General features: G+C 39.9%; 16 protein-coding genes. 2 read left to right on the top strand and 14 right to left on the bottom strand.

The genetic code is table 11. The features are described 5' to 3' along the window. Positions 1 to 59: 59 nt before the first annotated feature. Positions 60 to 977 (top strand): LysR family transcriptional regulator, encoded by a 918-nt coding sequence (locus IGI42_RS09415; RefSeq protein WP_438715585.1) that lies wholly within the window; start codon positions 60 to 62, stop codon positions 975 to 977. A 93-nt stretch (positions 978 to 1,070) separates the two neighbouring features. Here the strand turns inward: IGI42_RS09415 and IGI42_RS09410 are convergent, their stop codons facing one another. The 14 genes from IGI42_RS09410 to dnaA all read right to left on the bottom strand — a co-directional run bounded on the left by IGI42_RS09410 (position 1,071) and on the right by dnaA (position 17,529). After that, complete coding sequence (locus IGI42_RS09410; protein WP_438715584.1) at positions 1,071 to 1,937, bottom strand: DegV family protein; 867 nt, start codon at positions 1,935 to 1,937, stop codon at positions 1,071 to 1,073. A 73-nt stretch (positions 1,938 to 2,010) separates the two neighbouring features. Further along, positions 2,011 to 3,303 carry an adenylosuccinate synthase gene (locus IGI42_RS09405; protein ID WP_438715583.1) on the bottom strand — a complete coding sequence of 431 codons (1,293 nt, stop codon included), beginning with the start codon at positions 3,301 to 3,303 and terminating at the stop codon, positions 2,011 to 2,013. Positions 3,304 to 3,583: 280 nt separating this feature from the next. Continuing rightward, a complete protein-coding gene (dnaB, locus tag IGI42_RS09400) occupies positions 3,584 to 4,945 on the bottom strand; it encodes a replicative DNA helicase (protein ID WP_438715582.1) in 1,362 nt (453 codons plus the stop codon). A 99-nt stretch (positions 4,946 to 5,044) separates the two neighbouring features. Beyond that, positions 5,045 to 5,497 (bottom strand): 50S ribosomal protein L9, encoded by a 453-nt coding sequence (gene rplI, locus IGI42_RS09395; RefSeq protein ID WP_438715581.1) that lies wholly within the window; start codon positions 5,495 to 5,497, stop codon positions 5,045 to 5,047. Next, the gene (locus IGI42_RS09390; protein ID WP_438715580.1) at positions 5,494 to 7,461 is read right to left on the bottom strand and encodes a DHH family phosphoesterase; all 1,968 of its coding nucleotides are present in this window, start codon (positions 7,459 to 7,461) and stop codon (positions 5,494 to 5,496) included. Before IGI42_RS09390 ends, rplI begins: the two co-directional genes overlap by 4 nt. A 114-nt stretch (positions 7,462 to 7,575) precedes the next feature. Next, positions 7,576 to 7,809: a 30S ribosomal protein S18 gene (rpsR, locus tag IGI42_RS09385; RefSeq protein ID WP_207673307.1), complete on the bottom strand. Its 234-nt coding sequence runs from the start codon at positions 7,807 to 7,809 to the stop codon at positions 7,576 to 7,578. Positions 7,810 to 7,832: 23 nt separating this feature from the next. Further along, positions 7,833 to 8,342 carry a single-stranded DNA-binding protein gene (gene ssb, locus IGI42_RS09380; RefSeq protein ID WP_438715579.1) on the bottom strand — a complete coding sequence of 170 codons (510 nt, stop codon included), beginning with the start codon at positions 8,340 to 8,342 and terminating at the stop codon, positions 7,833 to 7,835. A gap of 43 nt (positions 8,343 to 8,385) precedes the next feature. Next, on the bottom strand, positions 8,386 to 8,685 hold the full coding sequence (gene rpsF / locus IGI42_RS09375; protein WP_207673305.1) for a 30S ribosomal protein S6: 300 nt from the start codon (positions 8,683 to 8,685) through the stop codon (positions 8,386 to 8,388). 195 nt (positions 8,686 to 8,880) lie between these two features. Beyond that, on the bottom strand, positions 8,881 to 11,325 hold the full coding sequence (gene gyrA / locus IGI42_RS09370; protein WP_438717029.1) for a DNA gyrase subunit A: 2,445 nt from the start codon (positions 11,323 to 11,325) through the stop codon (positions 8,881 to 8,883). A 62-nt stretch (positions 11,326 to 11,387) separates the two neighbouring features. Then, entirely contained in the window at positions 11,388 to 13,337 is a 1,950-nt protein-coding gene (gyrB, locus tag IGI42_RS09365; protein WP_438715578.1) for a DNA topoisomerase (ATP-hydrolyzing) subunit B, read from the bottom strand. Next, positions 13,338 to 14,456, bottom strand: coding sequence for a DNA replication/repair protein RecF (gene recF, locus IGI42_RS09360; protein ID WP_438715576.1), 1,119 nt, complete (start codon positions 14,454 to 14,456; stop codon positions 13,338 to 13,340). Next, positions 14,443 to 14,685: a S4 domain-containing protein YaaA gene (gene yaaA / locus IGI42_RS09355; RefSeq protein WP_438715575.1), complete on the bottom strand. Its 243-nt coding sequence runs from the start codon at positions 14,683 to 14,685 to the stop codon at positions 14,443 to 14,445. Before yaaA ends, recF begins: the two co-directional genes overlap by 14 nt. Positions 14,686 to 14,907: 222 nt before the next feature. Beyond that, entirely contained in the window at positions 14,908 to 16,038 is a 1,131-nt protein-coding gene (gene dnaN, locus IGI42_RS09350) for a DNA polymerase III subunit beta (protein WP_438715574.1), read from the bottom strand. 165 nt (positions 16,039 to 16,203) lie between these two features. Next, positions 16,204 to 17,529, bottom strand: coding sequence for a chromosomal replication initiator protein DnaA (gene dnaA, locus IGI42_RS09345; protein WP_438715573.1), 1,326 nt, complete (start codon positions 17,527 to 17,529; stop codon positions 16,204 to 16,206). A 500-nt stretch (positions 17,530 to 18,029) separates the two neighbouring features. Here dnaA and rpmH point away from each other — a divergent pair, with 500 nt between their 5' ends. After that, a complete protein-coding gene (rpmH, locus tag IGI42_RS09340) occupies positions 18,030 to 18,164 on the top strand; it encodes a 50S ribosomal protein L34 (protein ID WP_002293121.1) in 135 nt (44 codons plus the stop codon). Positions 18,165 to 18,517: the final 353 nt, after the last annotated feature.

Raw genomic sequence — 18,517 nt, 5'->3', positions numbered from 1 at the left:
GATTATGATAAATAATATTTATATGATGAAATGTTTAGTCATTTCTAAAGGAGCCTACTATGAATCTTAAAGACCTAGAATATTTTCAACGATTAGTCCGTGATAAAAGCTTTACTAAAGTGGCTCAAGCTTTTCATGTAAGCCAACCGACTATTACCTATGCAATCAAGCGCTTGGAAAATGAGCTAGGTGCTGACTTGATCATTCGGGATCAATCTCACCGTTCCGTGATTATTACAAAGGCCGGGTTAATTTTATCCAAGCATATTAGTGTGATCTTAAAGGAATTATCAGTAGCTATCCGAGAAATTGATCGTTTAAAGGAAGAGACCTTGGAATTTGGTTTGCCGCCAATTATTGGTAATTACTATTTTCCTAAGCTCTCCAGTTTCTTATTCAAAAATGATTTGATGGAGCATGTGAATCTGATTGATGGCGGCTCAAAGGATTTATATGCCTTGTTAAAACGGGGAAAAATTGATATGGCTCTCTTAGGCTCCACTGAACCGATTCGTGATCCCGAGCTTTACAGTGAGTTACTGGTGAAAAAGAACTTTACGATTGTGGTGAGTCCCGAACATCCTTTAGCTAAGAGAAAAAGTATTGCTTTTAGTGAGCTGGAACATGAGTCCTTTGTTCTGCTAAATGAACATTACGTTCACCCGATTGCCTTTGAAAAGTTTAGTCAGCAAGCCCACTTTGAACCGAAAATCATTTACCAAAGCAGCAATCTGAATATCTTAAAAGGAATGATTAAAGAGCAAGTAGGTATCGGCTTTTTAGTGGAGCTGGCAGTTAATGCAGAGGATCATCTAGTAAGTATTCCGATTGAAGATCGCCCGCAGCCAGATTTTTTAATTTCACTGGTTCAGCGGGAAAATGTCCTGCAGACTACCTACCGGAACCAAATCAGCCAAATCATTCGTGAGTTTTCAGACGAACGAAAGGCTTCGCAAAATCGCTCGGATTTAGAGTAACAAGTGGAACTTTTACTCTTTTTTCATTTCCAGACGCAAAAAAAGCATCTCAACCTTCGGAGTAATCCTGAAAGTTGGGATGCTCATTTACGTTTATTTTCTAATTGGACCTCGAGTAAAGACGGCAATACAGCCTAAACCGGTGTGACTAGCAATCGTCGGACCTAAAGGAAAAAGCCGAATTTCTTTAGGTTGGATCTGGGCTTCAATCAACCGTTTTACGTCTTCAGCGCCATCATTATCGCCACTGGCATTAATAAAAATAACTTGTTCTGCTGGCTCACCAGTGTTTTCAACAATTTTGTCAGCAATATGCTGTAGTGCCTTTTTGCGTCCGCGAATTTTTTCTAACGTTCGTAGTTTTCCTTGCGGGTCTACGTCAATAATCGGTTTGATATTCATTAAACCACCAATTGCTGCACTGGTTTTAGAAATTCTTCCCCCACGCTGCAAGTGATTCAAATCATTCACTGTTACCCAATGCTGATAAGTTAAGCGATTCGTTTCCAACCATTCAAGCAAATCGGATAAAGGTACGCCTGCTTGCTGCTTTTGGACTGCTTCATAAACCATCAAGCCTTCACCACCGCTTGCTGCTAACGAATCAAAGACATGGATTTCTGCTTGCGGATAGTCCTCTTTAACAAGCTCCACTGCCTGCAACGCACTTTGATAAGAACCGCTTAAGCCAGATGAAAAGCAAATATATAAGATTGGGATATCCTTTGCTGCATATTGTTTAAAAAATTCAGTATATCGTCCTACATTTACTTGAGAGGTTGTCGGTAAGGCACCCTCGGCAATTTCTTGATAAAACGCATGAATATCAAAATGTTCACCTAGATCATCAACCATTTCTTGCCCGTTGACATCGATAAACATCGAAATAAAGTCTACACTTAATTCCTTTAACAATTGATAAGGAACATCACAACAGGAATCGGTTAGAATTTGATACATGTTTTATCCTCCTAACACTATTTTTGTAATGTTCATTATACTAAATAACTTATTGTTTGTTCCATTATGACCTTTAAATTTGTGCCCAAACACTTTCTAAAATATTAGTTTGTGTGCGATCTGGTCCCACTGAGAAGGTTGAAATTCGTACACCAACTAATTCCGAAACGCGACGCACGTAATTGCGGGCATTTTCAGGTAAGTCTGCTAAATCACGGCAGCCAGTAATATCTTCGCTCCAGCCAGGTAGTTCTTCATAGACTGGTTTGCAACGATTTAATTCTTTCAAGCTGGCTGGGTAATGATAGATCAATTCGCCATCTAGCTCATAAGCCGTACAAATTTTGACTGTTTCTAAACCACTCAAGACATCAATCGAGTTCAAAGATAGATTGGTGATTCCTGACACCCGTTTTGAATGACGCATAACAACCGAGTCAAACCAACCCACACGTCTCGGACGTCCCGTTGTTGTCCCATACTCACGGCCGACTTCGCGGATTTGTTCACCGATTTCGTCATGTAATTCTGTTGGGAAGGGGCCATCGCCAACACGTGAAGTGTACGCTTTACACACACCCACGACTTTATCAATTTTTGCCGGACCTACTCCGCTACCGATGGTTACTCCACCAGCAACTGGATTAGAAGAGGTAACAAATGGATACGTTCCTTGGTCGATATCCAGCATTACACCTTGAGCACCTTCAAATAATACGCGTTTGCCTTCATCTAATGCATCGTTCAAAATAACTGATGTATCCGTTACATAATGTTTAATTTGTTGGCCATATTCATAGTACTCTTCAAAAATAGTATCGTAATCGATTGGTTCAGAATCAAACATCTTCACAAATTGGCGATTTTTCTCTTCTAAATTGATCGTTAAGCGTTCTTCGAAAATCTCTTTATCTAAAAGATCCGCAATCCGAATGCCTACCCGAGCTGCCTTATCCATGTAAGCTGGTCCGATCCCTTTAATGGTCGTACCGATCTTATTGTCGCCCTTTGAATCTTCTTGCAATTGATCCAATTTAATATGGTAAGGCAAAATCACATGTGCACGATCAGAGATACGTAAATTGTCAGTTGAAACACCACGTTCATGTAAATACGCTAATTCCTCAACCAACGATTTGGGGTTGATTACCACACCATTACCAATTACGCTGATTTTTTCTTTGTAAAAAATACCAGAAGGAATCAAGTGTAACTTGTATGTCTCATTATCAAATTTGATGGTATGTCCTGCGTTGTCTCCACCTTGATAGCGAGCAATGACTTCAGCATTTTCACTTAAGAAGTCAGTAATCTTTCCTTTACCTTCATCGCCCCACTGCGTGCCTACCACTACTACAGATGACATCTGAACACCTCGTTTTATTTTATTTAATCCTGAACCATTGTATCAATAAATCGGCTATTTTTCAATGTAAATTCGAATATTAGGAAAACTACATTCCATATTTTAGTCAAATTCCGAACATTATTTTAAATAAAGGGCTTTACTTGCTAAATTTTCTTAACCTTACCAAAATAAATAAGAAAGGAGAACACTCACAAAAAACAGTCCGAATTGGACGCTTTATCCAATGAATGGAGTCAACGAAAAAAATAAAGAGCGTGCCATAAAATGACAACGCTCGTTAAAATTCGTCTCTAGGTGATAAGGAGGAGAACTTATTGTATTCTTTGATGAATAGCAGTTCCACTGTACCTCGGGCGCCGCTACGGTTCTTTTCAATGATTACTTCAATCACATTTCGGTTGGCACTCATATCTTCTTCTTCATCGCCTTCTCGTTCGTAATAGTCCTCACGATACAAGAACGCTACGATGTCCGCATCTTGCTCAATCGAACCAGACTCACGAATATCACTCAACACCGGACGCTTGTCCTGGCGTTGTTCCACACCCCGGGAAAGCTGTGAGAGTGCAATAATTGGTACTTTTAATTCCTTGGCTAATTTTTTCAATTGCCGAGAAATTTCTGAAACCTCTTGCTGACGGTTTTCTCGGCCAGTTCCTTCAATCAATTGCAGGTAGTCAATTAAAATCAATCCCAAGTTACCTTTTTCTTTCGCCAGCTTGTGGCATTTCGCCCGAATCTCTGAAATCTTGATCCCTGGTGTATCATCGATAAAGATATTCGCTCGCGATAAACTCCCCATCGCTACAATCAAATTTTGCCATTCTTCTTCTGACAATTGTCCAGTACGTAAATGACTGGCTTCAATTGAACCTTCAGCACAAAGCATCCGGTTTACTAAGGACTCTGCCCCCATTTCCAGACTAAAAATAGCGACTGAACGATCCGTTTTTGTTCCGATATTTTGAGCAATATTTAAGGCAAATGCGGTTTTCCCTACCGCTGGACGAGCGGCCAAAATAATCAGCTCCTCTGGCTGTAAACCGGCTGTCATTTTATCTAAAGCGGCATAACCTGTCGGAATCCCGGTAATTTCTTCATCATTACGGGCCAATTGGTCAATATTTTCAATGGCGGTATTCAAGACTTCCGCAATCGTCAAAAAACCACTCTTATTTCTACGTTCAGATACTTCCATGATACTGCGTTCAGCTGTATCTAGGATAGTCTGTACATCATCACCTTGTTCAAATCCTTGAGTCACAATGTTGGTTGCGGTTTGAATTAGATTGCGTAACAATGATTTCTCTTCCACAATCTTCGCATAATAGCCGACATTAGCAGCTGTCGGTACACTTAATGCTAATTCTGATAAGTAACTTACCCCGCCAGCATCTTCCAAGAGATGTTCTTGCTCCAAGACATCTTTAACTGTAACTACATCAATCGCTTCGTTGCGATCGTTTAGTTTGATCATGGTCTGGAAAATTACTTGATGGCTGCGACGATAGAAGTCTTCTGGTTGGATGAATTCCATTGCGGTAATTAACGCATCCGTATCTAAAAATATCGAGCCTAATGTTGCTTGCTCTGCCTCAGCACTCTGTGGCGGTATGCGATCTTGTAACATTTCACTCATGTTTTTCGCTCCTAAAATTCTTCGTCCACCTATTTTACAAAATAAACCTAAGAAATACAACAAAGGCTGAGACAAATTGTCTCAGCCTCATTTATTCCTCTATTCCTCACTTACGTGAACTTTGATAATTCCGCTAACTTCCGTGTGAAGCTTCACAGGTACTTTTGTATATCCTAGTGTTCGAATTGGATTATCTAATTCAATCTTCCGTTTATCTAATTTCAAATCATACTGTTTCTTTAAGCCTTCAGCAATTTGTTTGGATGGGATTGAACCAAATAGGCGACCATCTTCACCCGCTTTAGCTGTTAATTCTACCACTGTATCTTCTTTATCCAAAAACGCTTTTAGCTTTTCAGCCTCAGCTAATACTTCGGCATCCTTTTTAGCTTGTGCTTTCTTTTGGGCGGACAGTGCGGAAATACTACTTTTGTTTGCTTCTTGTGCTAATTTGTTTTTGATTAAGTAGTTTTGAGCATAGCCTGTAGGTACTTCTTTTACTTCCCCTTTTTTACCTTTACCTTTTACATCTTCTAAGAAAATTACTTTCATTCTTTTTCTCCTCCCGACAATTGTTCTTTAATAGTGGCCAATAGCTGCTGCTTTACTTCAGCAATAGTAGTCGCCTTTATTTGAGCGGCTGCATTTGTGAAGTGTCCGCCACCACCTAATGCTTCCATAATCATTTGGACATTAATCGTCCCAGTGCTACGAGCGCTTATGGCGACGACCCCATCGTTGCGTTTAATGATCACAAAAGCGGCATTGATATCCACCATTGACAATAGCGTATCTGCTGTTTTAGCAGCCGTAACACTATCGTACTCTTTTGTTTCACTTCCTGCAGCGATCACAATATCTTCTCCAACGTATTCACTCTCACCAACTAGTTGACTGATCTCGAGGTAAGATTTAATATCTGTACTTAAAATATATTGTACTAAAGAAGCATCCGCACCACAAGTCTTTAAATAACTAGCGACGTCAAAGGTGCGAGCCGTCGTCCGAATGGAAAAATTCTTCGTATCCACCGTAATTCCAGCGAGTAACAAGGTAGCTTCCATCTTAGTCATTTTGCGATTCTCTTTGCTTTCAAATTGAACCAATTCAGCTACTAATTCTGAGGCAGAAGATGCGGAAGACTCGATGTATGTCAACAACGGTTTGCTAGGAAACTCTTCTCCTCTTCGGTGATGGTCAATAATGACGACATTTTCAAATTGCTCATAAAGTTCTTGTGAGATAGACAATGAGGGACGATGATAGTCCACCATCACTAATAGATCACCGGCTTTTCGTTGCTTCATTGCTTCTGCCGGAGAAATTAGTAACCCCTCCATTTCACCATCTTTATGAATTTCTTCTAGGCAACGATCCACATCTGGAATGATTTCTTGTTCATCAATTACCACGTGAACATTTTTGTTATGAAAACGTGCAAGACACGATACACCAAATGAGGCACCTATCGCATCCATATCTGGAAATCGGTGACCCATAACATAGACTGTTCCGGTTTCATTGAAGACGTTTTTCAACGCAGTAGACATCGCGCGAGAACGGACTCGCGTTCGCTTAGCAGCACTGGTTGAATTACCACCATAGAATATCGGTTTCGCATTTTCTTCTGCATCCTTTACTACAACCTGATCTCCGCCACGTACTAAAGCGATATCCAAATTATTCTGTGCGGTATCTCCAATAATTTCTAATGATTGGTTACCATAGCTGATACCCATGCTAACTGTAATCAAGACGCCTTCTTTTTCAGCGGCCACTCGAATCTTTTCCAACAAATCAAAATTATTATCTGTCATTTTAGTCAAGTCTTCATGTCTTGCAAAAAAGAAGAAACGTTCGGCATTTACACGTTTATAAAAAATTTGGTAGGAATCCATCCAATCTGAAATAACCGTCGTTATAAAAGAATTCAAATAAGAGATTTCTTTATCATCTTTACGATCAGTCACATCATCATAATTATCCACCGAAAGAATACCCACGACTGTCTGTAGATTCTGCTCTTTTGTTTCTAATTCAACTTCTTTAGTAATATCAATCAAATAAACTAGTGCTTTTTCTTTATTCAATTGAAAATGATACAGGGTATCTTTAATCTTATAAACATTCTTTCCTTTTTCGTCCCGTTGTATTAATTCATTAATCATGTCCTGCTGATCGGCTACTGTGAGATCGTTAACTTCAGCTGTAATATAAGGATTCATCCAAATAAATTGCCGATCCACCCCCCATGAAATAACACCTACTGGCATATCTTCTGAAACAAAGTCTAGCGCTTTTTCCGCAACTATTGATGCCTGTATAATTTTCTGATGGTTGCTGATTTGCAAGCTACGTTGCTGCATAATGATCTGGATTAATAAGAGTACATCGATGAAAATAACAATTATTGCTGTGATGTAATTAAGGGGTAGAAAAAAAATCGCCATTAATTGCAGCAGCAACAATAAAAAAAAGAAAAAAAGAGACCACCTGAGCTTTGTGTTCTTCTCCATTTATGTACCTCCTGACAGACTTTATTCTATCACAATCATTGCCAGCAAGCGAATCTCAGGATGTAATGTTTCACGTGAAACAAAAAAAGACTTCACAAGGAAGTCTTTTTGTTTTTACTCTTCTGATACAAATGGTAGTAAGCCCATGATCCGTGCGCGTTTAACTGCTACAGTTATTTTACGTTGGTTCTTAGCGCTTGTACCTGTTACACGACGTGGTAAAATTTTACCGCGTTCGCTGATGAATCGTTTTAGTAACTCGATATCTTTATAATCAATATATTCAATATGGTTTGCTGCAATGTAATCTACTTTGCGACGTTTACGACCTCTTCTTTGTTGTGCCATTCCGTTTCCCTCCCTATCAATTGTTAGAATGGTAAATCATCATCTGAAATGTCGATCGTTGAACCGCTAAACGGATCAGAATCCCGATCGAAGTCAGGCATCGTGTTTTTAGCTGACGGCGAAGATTGTTCAAAGTTGTTGTTAAAGCTATTATTGGATCCTTGCGTTCCACCACCATCAAAGTTAGGACTTTGTTGGCGCTGCTCACTTGCATTACGTGATTCAAGTAGTTGGAAATTATCCGCTACTACCTCAGTTACGTAAACTCTTTGACCTTGTTGGTTTTCATAATTACGTGTTTGGATACGTCCAGTAACACCTAATAGCGTTCCTTTACGGGCATAGTTTGCTAGTGTTTCTGCTGATTTACGCCAAATGACACAATTGATAAAATCTGCCTCACGGTTTCCACTTTGATTGGTAAAATTACGATTTACCGCCAAAGTAAAAGTAGCTACTGCAGTACCGCTTGCTGTGTAGCGTAAATCTGGATCTTTTGTTAAGCGACCAACTAATACAACATTGTTAATCAAGTAAAGCCAGCTCCTTTCTCGTCAATTGTTTCACGTGAAACAATTACTCCTCAATCTTTACGATCATGTGACGAATGATATCGTCATTGATCTTTGCAAGACGATCAAATTCGTTGATTGCACCGGCTGATGCTGGAGCAGTTGCATTGACGATATGGTAGATACCTTCACGAAAATCGTTCATTTCATATGCGAAACGGCGTTTTTCCCAATCTTTTGAATCGATAATTTCTGCACCATTATCTTTCAAGATTGTATCGAAACGTTCTACTAAAGCAGATTTTGCTTCTTCATCAATGTTCGGACGAATGATGTATGTGATTTCATACTTCGTGTTTTCCATTGATTTTTCACCTCCCTATGGACTATAGGCCCTCAGCTTTCCTGAGAGCAAGGAGAGCGCTCTAAAAAAATATAGACACTCACAAATAAACATTATACACAATCATCTTGCAAAAATCAACCTGTTTCTTTGTTTCTCACTATTTCTATCTTAAGGTACGCAAAAAGACTGAGAAAAATCTCAGTCTTTCAGCAATTATTCACTTTTTTCTTCTGTCGTTGCATCTGTAGCTGTTTCTGTTGTTCCTTCTACCTCTTCAGATACATTTTCCACCACAGCCATTGTCACAACTTGGGTATTTTCTTCCATCTTCATCAGACGAACACCTAAAGTTGCCCGACCTGTTTGTGAAACGCTGTCCACGTTGAAACGAATAATGACACCTTTATTAGTAATTAACAAGATATCTTCGTCCCCGTTAACTGCAGCTAAACCAGTTAATGGTCCGTTTTTAGTCGTGATATTAGCTGTCTTAATTCCTTTACCACCACGGCCTTTGACAGGGTAATCAGATACTTTGGTGCGCTTGCCGTATCCTTTTTCAGTAATAACCAGCACTTCTTGATTTTCCTTCAAGACCGCCGAGCCAATCACGTAATCATTTTCCCGTAGACGAACCCCTCGAACCCCGCTGGCTGTCCGACCCATATCACGAACAGCTTTCTCAGCAAAAGTGACTGAGTAACCGTCATGCGTACCAAGGATGATTTTTTCTTCCCCTTCAGTAAACAACACATTAACTAGCTCGTCATTTTCTTTCAATCCAATCGCAATTAAACCGTTGCTGCGAATGTTTGAGAAGGCGGTAACGGTTGTCCGCTTAACAATCCCATTTTTTGTAACAAAGAATAAGAATTGTCCATCTGAGGCTTCGCCGTTTACAGCGATCACTGCCTGAATCGTTTCGCTTGAATCAATTCCCAACAGATTGATAATTGGAATCCCCTTGGCAGTTCGACCGTATTCAGGAATTTCATAGCCCTTCGCTCGATACACTCGACCAGTATTGGTGAAGAACAATAACGTGTCGTGCGTTGAACATGAAATGAGTGTTTTTACAAAATCATCATCATGAATGCCCATTCCTTGAACGCCACGTCCACCACGGCGTTGCGCTCTAAATTCACTGGAGACCACGCGTTTGATGTAGCCGTTGTTGGTTAGAGTAATCACGATATCTTCTTCTTCAATCAGATCTTCGTCTTCCAAGCTTAAAACTTCACCGACTAATAATTCAGTCCGACGCGCATCCCCGAATTTAGCAGCTACTTCACTTAATTCAGTCTTGATGATTTCCACTACACGCTCAGGACGCGCTAGGATGTCGTTTAAGTCCTCGATAAATTTTAGCAGCTCTTGGTATTCATTCTCGATTTTCTCGCGTTCTAAGCCTGTTAGACGGCGCAGACGCATATCTAAGATGGCTTGTGCTTGACGATCAGACAATTCGAAGCGTTCAATCAAGGTATTTTTGGCTACTTCGTCCGATTCAGATCCACGAATGGTCGCAATGATCTCATCAATATGGTCTAAAGCAATCCGCAGGCCTTCCAAAATATGAGCCCGTGCTTCTGCTTTGCGTTTTTCAAATTTCGTCCGGCGAGTAATAACGATTTTTTGATGGGCCACATAATTTTCCAAAATTTGTTTCAAATTCAGAATACGTGGTACCCCATTTTCAATCGCCAACATATTAAAGCTGAAAGACGTTTGCAGCGAAGTCATTTTGTACAAGTTATTCAAAATAACTGAAGCACTGACATCCCGACGTACTTCGATCACGACCCGCATTCCTTCACGAGAAGTTTCATCCCGTAAATCAGTAATCCCTTCAATTCGCTTGTCACGATGAAGTTCAGAGATACGTTCGATCAATTTAGCTTTATTTACCATATACGGCAATTCCGTCACGATAATACGTTCTTTGCCGTTCTTTTGTTCTTCGATTTCAATCTTTGCTCGAACAGTGATCGAACCTTTTCCGGTCTCATAAGCGCGACGAATACCGGATTTCCCCATAACGATACCGCCTGTTGGGAAGTCTGGACCAGGAAGGACTTCCATTAATTCTTGGGTCGTAACCTCTGGATCTTCCATCAATAGACCAATTGCTTCAATCACTTCTTTTAAGTTGTGAGGAGGGATATTAGTCGCCATCCCAACCGCAATCCCAGTTGCTCCATTAACCAAAAGGTTCGGAAAACGAGCTGGCAACACGTCTGGTTCTTGTTCACTGTCATCGTAGTTCCCATGGTAATCAACGGTATCTTTATTGATATCTCGCAGCATTTCCATAGCAATCTTACTTAGTCTTGCTTCGGTATACCGCATCGCTGCCGCTCCGTCGCCATCGACTGAACCGAAGTTCCCGTGACCATCCACCAGCATATTACGGTAGCTAAAAGGCTGTGCCATCCGTACCATCGATTCATAAATCGCACTGTCACCGTGAGGATGATACTTACCCATTACATCCCCTACGATACGGGCAGATTTTTTATGGGGTTTATCAGGTGTAACACCTAATTCATTCATGCCATATAAGATTCTTCGGTGAACCGGCTTCAAGCCATCACGAACATCAGGCAAAGCCCGAGCCACGATAACACTCATGGCGTAGTCAATAAAGGATTCGCGCATTTCACTGCTCAGATTGACGTCACGGATATTTTCTCTTTGATCTTCCAAATCGATCCTCCTCACTAAATATCTAAGTTCTTCACGTAATGGGCGTTTTCTTCAATAAAGGCCCGACGTGGTTCTACGCGATCACCCATCAGCATTTCAAATACTTGGTCAGCCTCAATGGCATCATCCACGCTCACACGCAGCATTAAGCGATTGTCAGGGTCCATTGTCGTTTCCCATAGTTGATGATCATCCATCTCTCCAAGACCCTTATAGCGTTGAATATTGGCTTTTGGTGAGGCTGGTAATGCTTCTAGCTTTTGCTGTAATTCTTCTTCAGCGTTCTTACCTGGTTGAATATACGTGATATTCTTTCCTTGTTTAATCCCATATAAAGGTGGTTGTGCAATATAAACATAACCAGCTTCTACAATTGGGCGCATATAGCGATAGAACAAGGTAAGCAGCAAGGTACGAATGTGCGCACCATCGACATCGGCATCTGTCATAATAACCAATTTATGATACCGCGCTTTGGCTACATCAAAGTCAGAACCAAAGCCAGTCCCCATTGCCGTAAACAATGAACGAATTTCTTCGTTGGCTAAAATTTTATCCATTGATGCTTTTTCAACATTTAGGATTTTCCCGCGGATGGGCAAAATAGCTTGAAATTCACGATTTCGCCCTTGTTTTGCTGAACCGCCGGCTGAATCTCCTTCGACGATAAATAATTCACAGCGTTCTGGATCATTACTAGAGCAATCCGCTAATTTACCTGGCAGGTTGCTGATTTCTAGTGCGCCTTTTCGACGAGTCACTTCACGGGCACGCTTTGCAGCTAATCGTGCGCGAGCTGCTAGCATTCCTTTTTCAACAATCTGACGGCCAACGGATGGATTTTCCATCAAGAATTTTGAGAAGCTTTCTGAAAACAGTCGATCGGTTACCGTCCGAACTTCTGAGTTCCCCAGCTTGGTTTTGGTTTGCCCTTCAAATTGCGGCTCTGGATGCTTGATAGAAATAACTGCCGTTAACCCTTCACGAACATCTTCTCCAGAAAGATTTTCCTCGTTGTCTTTCATGATCTTCTGTTTACGAGCATAATCATTAATTACCCGAGTCAAAGCGGTTTTGAATCCAAATTCGTGGGTCCCACCTTCGTAGGTATGAATGTTGTTAGCAAAACTCAAGATATTGGTATGATAGCCATCTGTATATTGCATTGCGACCTCTACAATGATATCTTGTTGTTCCCCTTCAACAAAAACAGGCTCTTCAATCAAAACTGTTTTACTCGCATTCAAATGTTCCACGTAGCTCTTGATTCCGCCTTCGTAGAAATATTCTCGCAAAACGGCCTCTTCTGGACGTTTGTCTTTGATTGAAATTTTTAAGCCACGATTCAAAAAGGCTAACTCACGAACCCGAGTAGCTAATTTTTCAAAATTAAATTCGGTGCTTTCAGTAAAAATCTCTGAGTCTGGGATAAAATGGACGGTCGTTCCATGTTTTTCTGTGTCTCCGATAATTTTTAAATCATCTACTACGGCACCGCGACGATATTCTTGGTAATAAATTTTACCATTTTTAAATACTCGTACATCTAAACTACTAGACAAAGCGTTTACTACTGACGCCCCTACACCGTGCAAGCCCCCGGAAACCTTATATCCGCCGCCGCCAAATTTTCCTCCAGCATGCAACACGGTATAAACTGTTTCTAGTGCCGGACGACCGGTTTTAGCTTGAATATCTACAGGGATTCCTCGGCCATCATCACTAACAGTAATGCTATTATCTTTTTCAATAACTACCTCAATACTTGTAGCAAAGCCTGCTAATGCCTCATCGATCGAGTTATCAACGATTTCCCAAACTAAGTGGTGTAATCCTTCTGTACTGGTTGATCCAATGTACATCCCCGGGCGTTTACGAACAGCTTCTAATCCTTCAAGTACCTGAATCTGACTAGCATCATACTCATTAGCCCGTTCTTGTAAACTCTTTTCTTCTTCTGTCATTTAAGTTTCGTTCCTTTCTATCTGTCCATGTTGGACATAAAAGATATCCGGATGAACGGTCATCTTTCCTTTTACATGTTCTAAGGTGGTGGTGGTTAAAAAGGTCTGAACTTTGTCTTCTATGGTTTCCAATAAGTGAACTTGACGGTTGTCGTCCAATTCACTCATCACGTCATCTAACAAGAGCAACGGGTATTCCCCAGTCTCTTCTTTCATCAAATCAATTTCCGCTAACTTCACACTTAACGCAGTTGTCCGCTGCTGTCCTTGGGAGCCGTAAGTCTGAACATTTTGGTCGTTTACTAAGAAACGCAAATCATCGCGATGCGGCCCGATCAAAGTGGTCCCTCTAAACAATTCCCGTTTGCGATTTTTTTGCAGCTCCGTTTGAAAACTTAGTTGGATGTCTGCTAGTGTTTCACTTTCAAGCGGTAGACTCCCAACATATTCGATTGCTAAGTGTTCACGATGATTGGTAATCTTCGTATGCAGTTCATTGGACCAATGCTCCAAGCGCTTAATAAATTGCAAACGATTAGCCAGTACCTTACTGCCAAATTCCACCAGCTGCTCGGTAAGGATATCGAGGTATAGTTCATCCGTCTGCTTTTTTTCAGCTAATTGTTTGAGGTAGAGATTTCGTTGTTTTAATGTTTTTTGATATTGGGCTAAATCATATAAATACATCGGACTAATCTGTCCTAGTTCCATATCGATAAAGCGCCGTCTCATCTGGGGACTTCCCTTCACTAAAGAAAGGTCTTCAGGAGCAAATAAGATGACATTTAATTGGCCTATGTAACTACTTAAACGTTTTTGTTCAATATGATTAACTTTTGACTTACGACCTTTTTTTGTTAGCAACAGCTCCAATTCCGTCTCACCCACACCTTTTGATACACGTCCTTTGACTTGGGCAAAATCTTCTTGCCAGCCAATTAATTCGTGTTCATTATTGGTGCGGTGACTCCGAGTTAAAGCTAATACATAAATACTTTCTAACAAATTCGTTTTTCCTTGGGCATTTTCCCCCAAAAAGACATTTAAGCTATTAGGGAATTCCAAAAATAAATCTTGGTAATTTCGATAGTTTTTCAACTGAAGCTTATTCAGTTTCATCTTCAGTATTCCCATTTTTAGCCATAAAAAAAGTACCCATCTCAGGTATTTCAATCATCATACCCGGATAGAGCTTACGCCCACGGCGATTTTCTGGCTCGCCATCTACGAACACTGTTTGTTCAGCTAAATACCATTTAGCCTGACCACCGCTAGATATCAAATTGATCTCTTTTAGCAGTTGGCCGAGTGTCATATATTCTGTTTTTAAAACAATTTTTTGTTTCACATTTCATCCCTCATTTTCATTTCAGAGATACCTCTATATTATACTCTTTTTTCAGTTAGAAAACAAATAAACTCGTTGTATTTTTCGTTTTAAGAAGTTTTATTCCATTTCTTATGTTTTACTACAAAAAGAAAAAAAGGTCTTAAAATCGATTTTAAGACCTTTTACTCAAATTTCAGCTCTTTCTGACGTTTTTCAAGAAGAGTTATGAAACTTTTCAGATTAGTTCGTACGTACGGGTGTAATTAGTTGAATAAATGAGACTTCACCTTCACTTGGCTCCAAGGTAAATGGACGTATTGGCGAGATAAAGTGAATGGTAATACTCATGTCACCAAACGCCCGTAATGCCGCCTTCATATAATCAGGATTAAATGAAATTTCTAAAGGATCACCGGTTACTTTTTCATAAACTAATTCTTCTTCCACTTTACCGATCTCCGGTGAGTTTCCATAAAGAACGACAGAGTCAGACTCGATTGCCAAACGAACAATATTATTTCTACCTTCGTGAGAAAGTAACGATGCCCGTTCAATGGCTGCTAGTAGTGTAGGAACTGAAAAGGTAATCTCTGTATTGAAGCTAGTCGGAATTAATCGATTCGTGTCTGGATAATTTCCTTCAAGTAAGCGTGAATAGAAATACATAGATGGTGTTTTGAATAATACTTGATTTTCCATAATGCTAACTTCTACTTCTGCTTCTTCATCCCCCATCGAGCGTGAAAGCTCAACCAAGCTTTTTCCAGGGATTACAATATCAAAATCACTCGTTGCATTCTCTACAGGTACAACTCGTTGACTCATTCGATGTGAATCAGTAGCCACAGCTAATAGTTGATTGTTTGCTAGCATAAAATGAACCCCAGTTAAAATTGGACGACTCTCATGCTGAGAAACAGCAAAAACAGTTTCACCAATTAACTTTGTCAACATGTGGACAGGTAATTTTAATTGGTTTTGCTCTTCCACAACTGGTAAATGTGGATAATTATCTGCATCCAGTCCATTAACGGTAAATTCAGCAGCACCAGATGTAATGGCTACTTGAAGATTGTCTAAGACTTCCAGTGTAAAGGTATCTTCTGGTAAGCGACGAATAATTTCACTAAAGAAACGTGCCTGCAAAACAATCATCCCAGATTTTTCAATTTGCAGCTGAGCTTTTTCATCATCGGCAGCTAAAAAGGTCTCGATTGAAATATCCGCGTTACTACCGGTTAAATTAAGTCCCTCTTCGTTTAAGACAATTTTTACACCTGTCAAAATAGGGATCGTTGTTTTAGAGGAAATAGCACGTTGCACCGTAGCTAGTTCTTGGATGAAGCGTGAGCGATTAATCGTAAATTTCATTGGGAAACTCCTTTTTTATATATATTTATTTATAATATTAAGTAATAAAAGTAGTAGGGCCTGTGGAACCTGTGGAAAACGATGAAAAAGCGTTCGGGTTAGAGTTTTCCACTTGTGGAAAAGGTGTGGAAAACTTTCACTTTTTCTTTAGGTCTTTTCCACAAGCTAATTTAGCAGTAAGTTTTTGATCTCAGCAACTTCTTGTTGCATACTGTGATCTTTTTTCATTAACTGGGCAATTTTTTCGTGGGCATGAATGACGGTCGTGTGATCCTTACCACCAAATTCGGCACCAATTTTCGGTAAAGAATTATCCGTCATCTCCCGAGACAAATACATGGCAATTTGGCGAGGAACAACGATCGCTTTCACGCGTTTCTTTCCTTTTAAGTCTTTTACTTGAATATGGTAGTATTTAGCAACCTCTTCTTGAATTTGCATAATGGATAATTGCGTATTGCTGGTTCCTTTTAGACTTTTTAGTGCGTCCGCTGCTATGCTGGTTGTAATATCTGCATTATTCATGGTCGCAAATGCTTGAACGCGGACGAGTGCCCCTTCTAATTCGCGAATATTAGAATCAATCTGGCCAGCGATGTAGCTCAAGGTATCATCAGGTATCTCAAGCTTCTCCGCTTGGGCCTTTTTGCGTAAGATAGCCGTTCGTGTTTCTAAATCTGGTGGTGTGATATCAACAGATAACCCCCACGCAAAGCGAGAAACCAAGCGTTCTTGTAATTTGGGAATTTCATTTGGCAAACGATCACTGGTTAAGACAATTTGTTTATTATCATTATATAAGTTCTCGAATGTATGGAAAAATTCTTCTTGTGTGGCCTCTTTTTCCGCAAAAAATTGAATATCATCCACTAGAAGCAGGTCTACATTGCGATACTCTTGCCGAAACTCTTCCGAGATTTTATTTTTGATAGAATTAATAAAATCGTTCGCGAACGTTTCGCTAGAGACATATTTCACTTTCGCTTGGGGATTAATGGCTAACATTTGGTGGCCAATCGCATGCATCAAGTGGGTTTTCCCTAACCCAACGCCACCATAGAAGAACAAAGGATTATAGATTGAACCGGGTTCTTCCGCTACAACTAATGCTGCAGCATGGGCCATTTGATTTCCTTTCCCAATAACGAAGGTATCAAAGGTGTACTTTGGATTAAGCATTGCCCGTTTCGTAACCTCAACTGTTGGTGTTGCAGGTTTTGCTACAGGGGTAAAAACCGGTGCTTCGTCGGGTGTGACAAAGGCTGGCATAATTTCATCTCCGGTTAATTTAAAGCCGATTTCAACAATTCTTGCTGCTAAGTGTTTTTCCCAGTATTTTTTATGAAGATCACTGGTTACTTCAATAGTTATTTGATTGTTGTTAAAAGACAAAGGCTTGGCAGTATCTACCCAAGCATCGTAACTGGCAGGGTTCAATTCATTTTTATAACTTTCCTTCAACTCTTGCCATAGATCTTCTAATGAGGTCAAATAATTCGCCTCCTACCTTAATAAAATTCAGATAGTTCTACTTTATCATTTTTTACGAAAGTTTTCCACAGGCAAAAGCTGCGATGTTTTTTTACAAAGTTTTTCCACAATCTGAAAAAAGCAAAAAAAGATATACACGCTGTTGAAAAAAGTTATCCACACCCTTTAGGATAGGGAAGAAGATTCTCCTTTTTCCACGATATTTTCCACAGATTGATCGCAACACTAGGTCAGTGATAGCAAGGTTTATAAAAGTTATTAACAAAAGTTATCCACCATGTGCATAACTTTTCCATACTGTCAATTCTTGGGGATAAATATGCGGACAGATCAAAACAACTTTTTCTGTGGATGAATTATCCCCAAAGAACTTTTACTTATCCCCAGAAAATGTGGATAAACTAAGAAATTTTTTATTTTTTTCGGATTGACAAACAGTAGGTAAAGTCGTTATACTACTAAAGTATGTCTATGTATCGTTGATAATGGAGGTGGAATAGATGAAAAGAACTTATCAACCTAATAAACGTAAACGTCAGAAAGTTCATGGTTTCCGCAAACGTATGAGCACTAAAAATGGCCGCCGTGTTTTGGCAAGCCGTCGCCGTAAAGGAAGAAAAGTACTTTCTGCTTAAACCACTGCCGATTCAGTGGTTTTTTTCTTTTTAAAGAGATTTATCAAGTGGACTTATTAATAGTGTGTTTAACGATCTCTGGCTTCACGAACTAGCTTTATCGATCTTAGGTGAAAAAGCTGAACCAGTTCGTGAAGCTTTTTTATTGGAACTGAAAAGAAGAAGGTTTTTCAAAATTCAAAAGCATGCTCCAAAGCTGAGCAATTTTGCGAAGCCTTTCTTAAAAGTAAAGATTTTTTTAATTGAAAAATTTTTAACAACAATGTTAACGATGTCCGGCTTCATAAACTAGCTTTGTCGACACTAAGCGAAAATTGAGAGAAACTTGAGGAGCACCAAGTAGGTACCAATCA

Source organism: Enterococcus sp. AZ109 (assembly GCF_051714625.1).
In the GTDB taxonomy this organism is placed as follows: Bacteria; Bacillota; Bacilli; order Lactobacillales; family Enterococcaceae; genus Enterococcus_A.
This window is presented reverse-complemented; position numbering and strand designations above follow the sequence as displayed.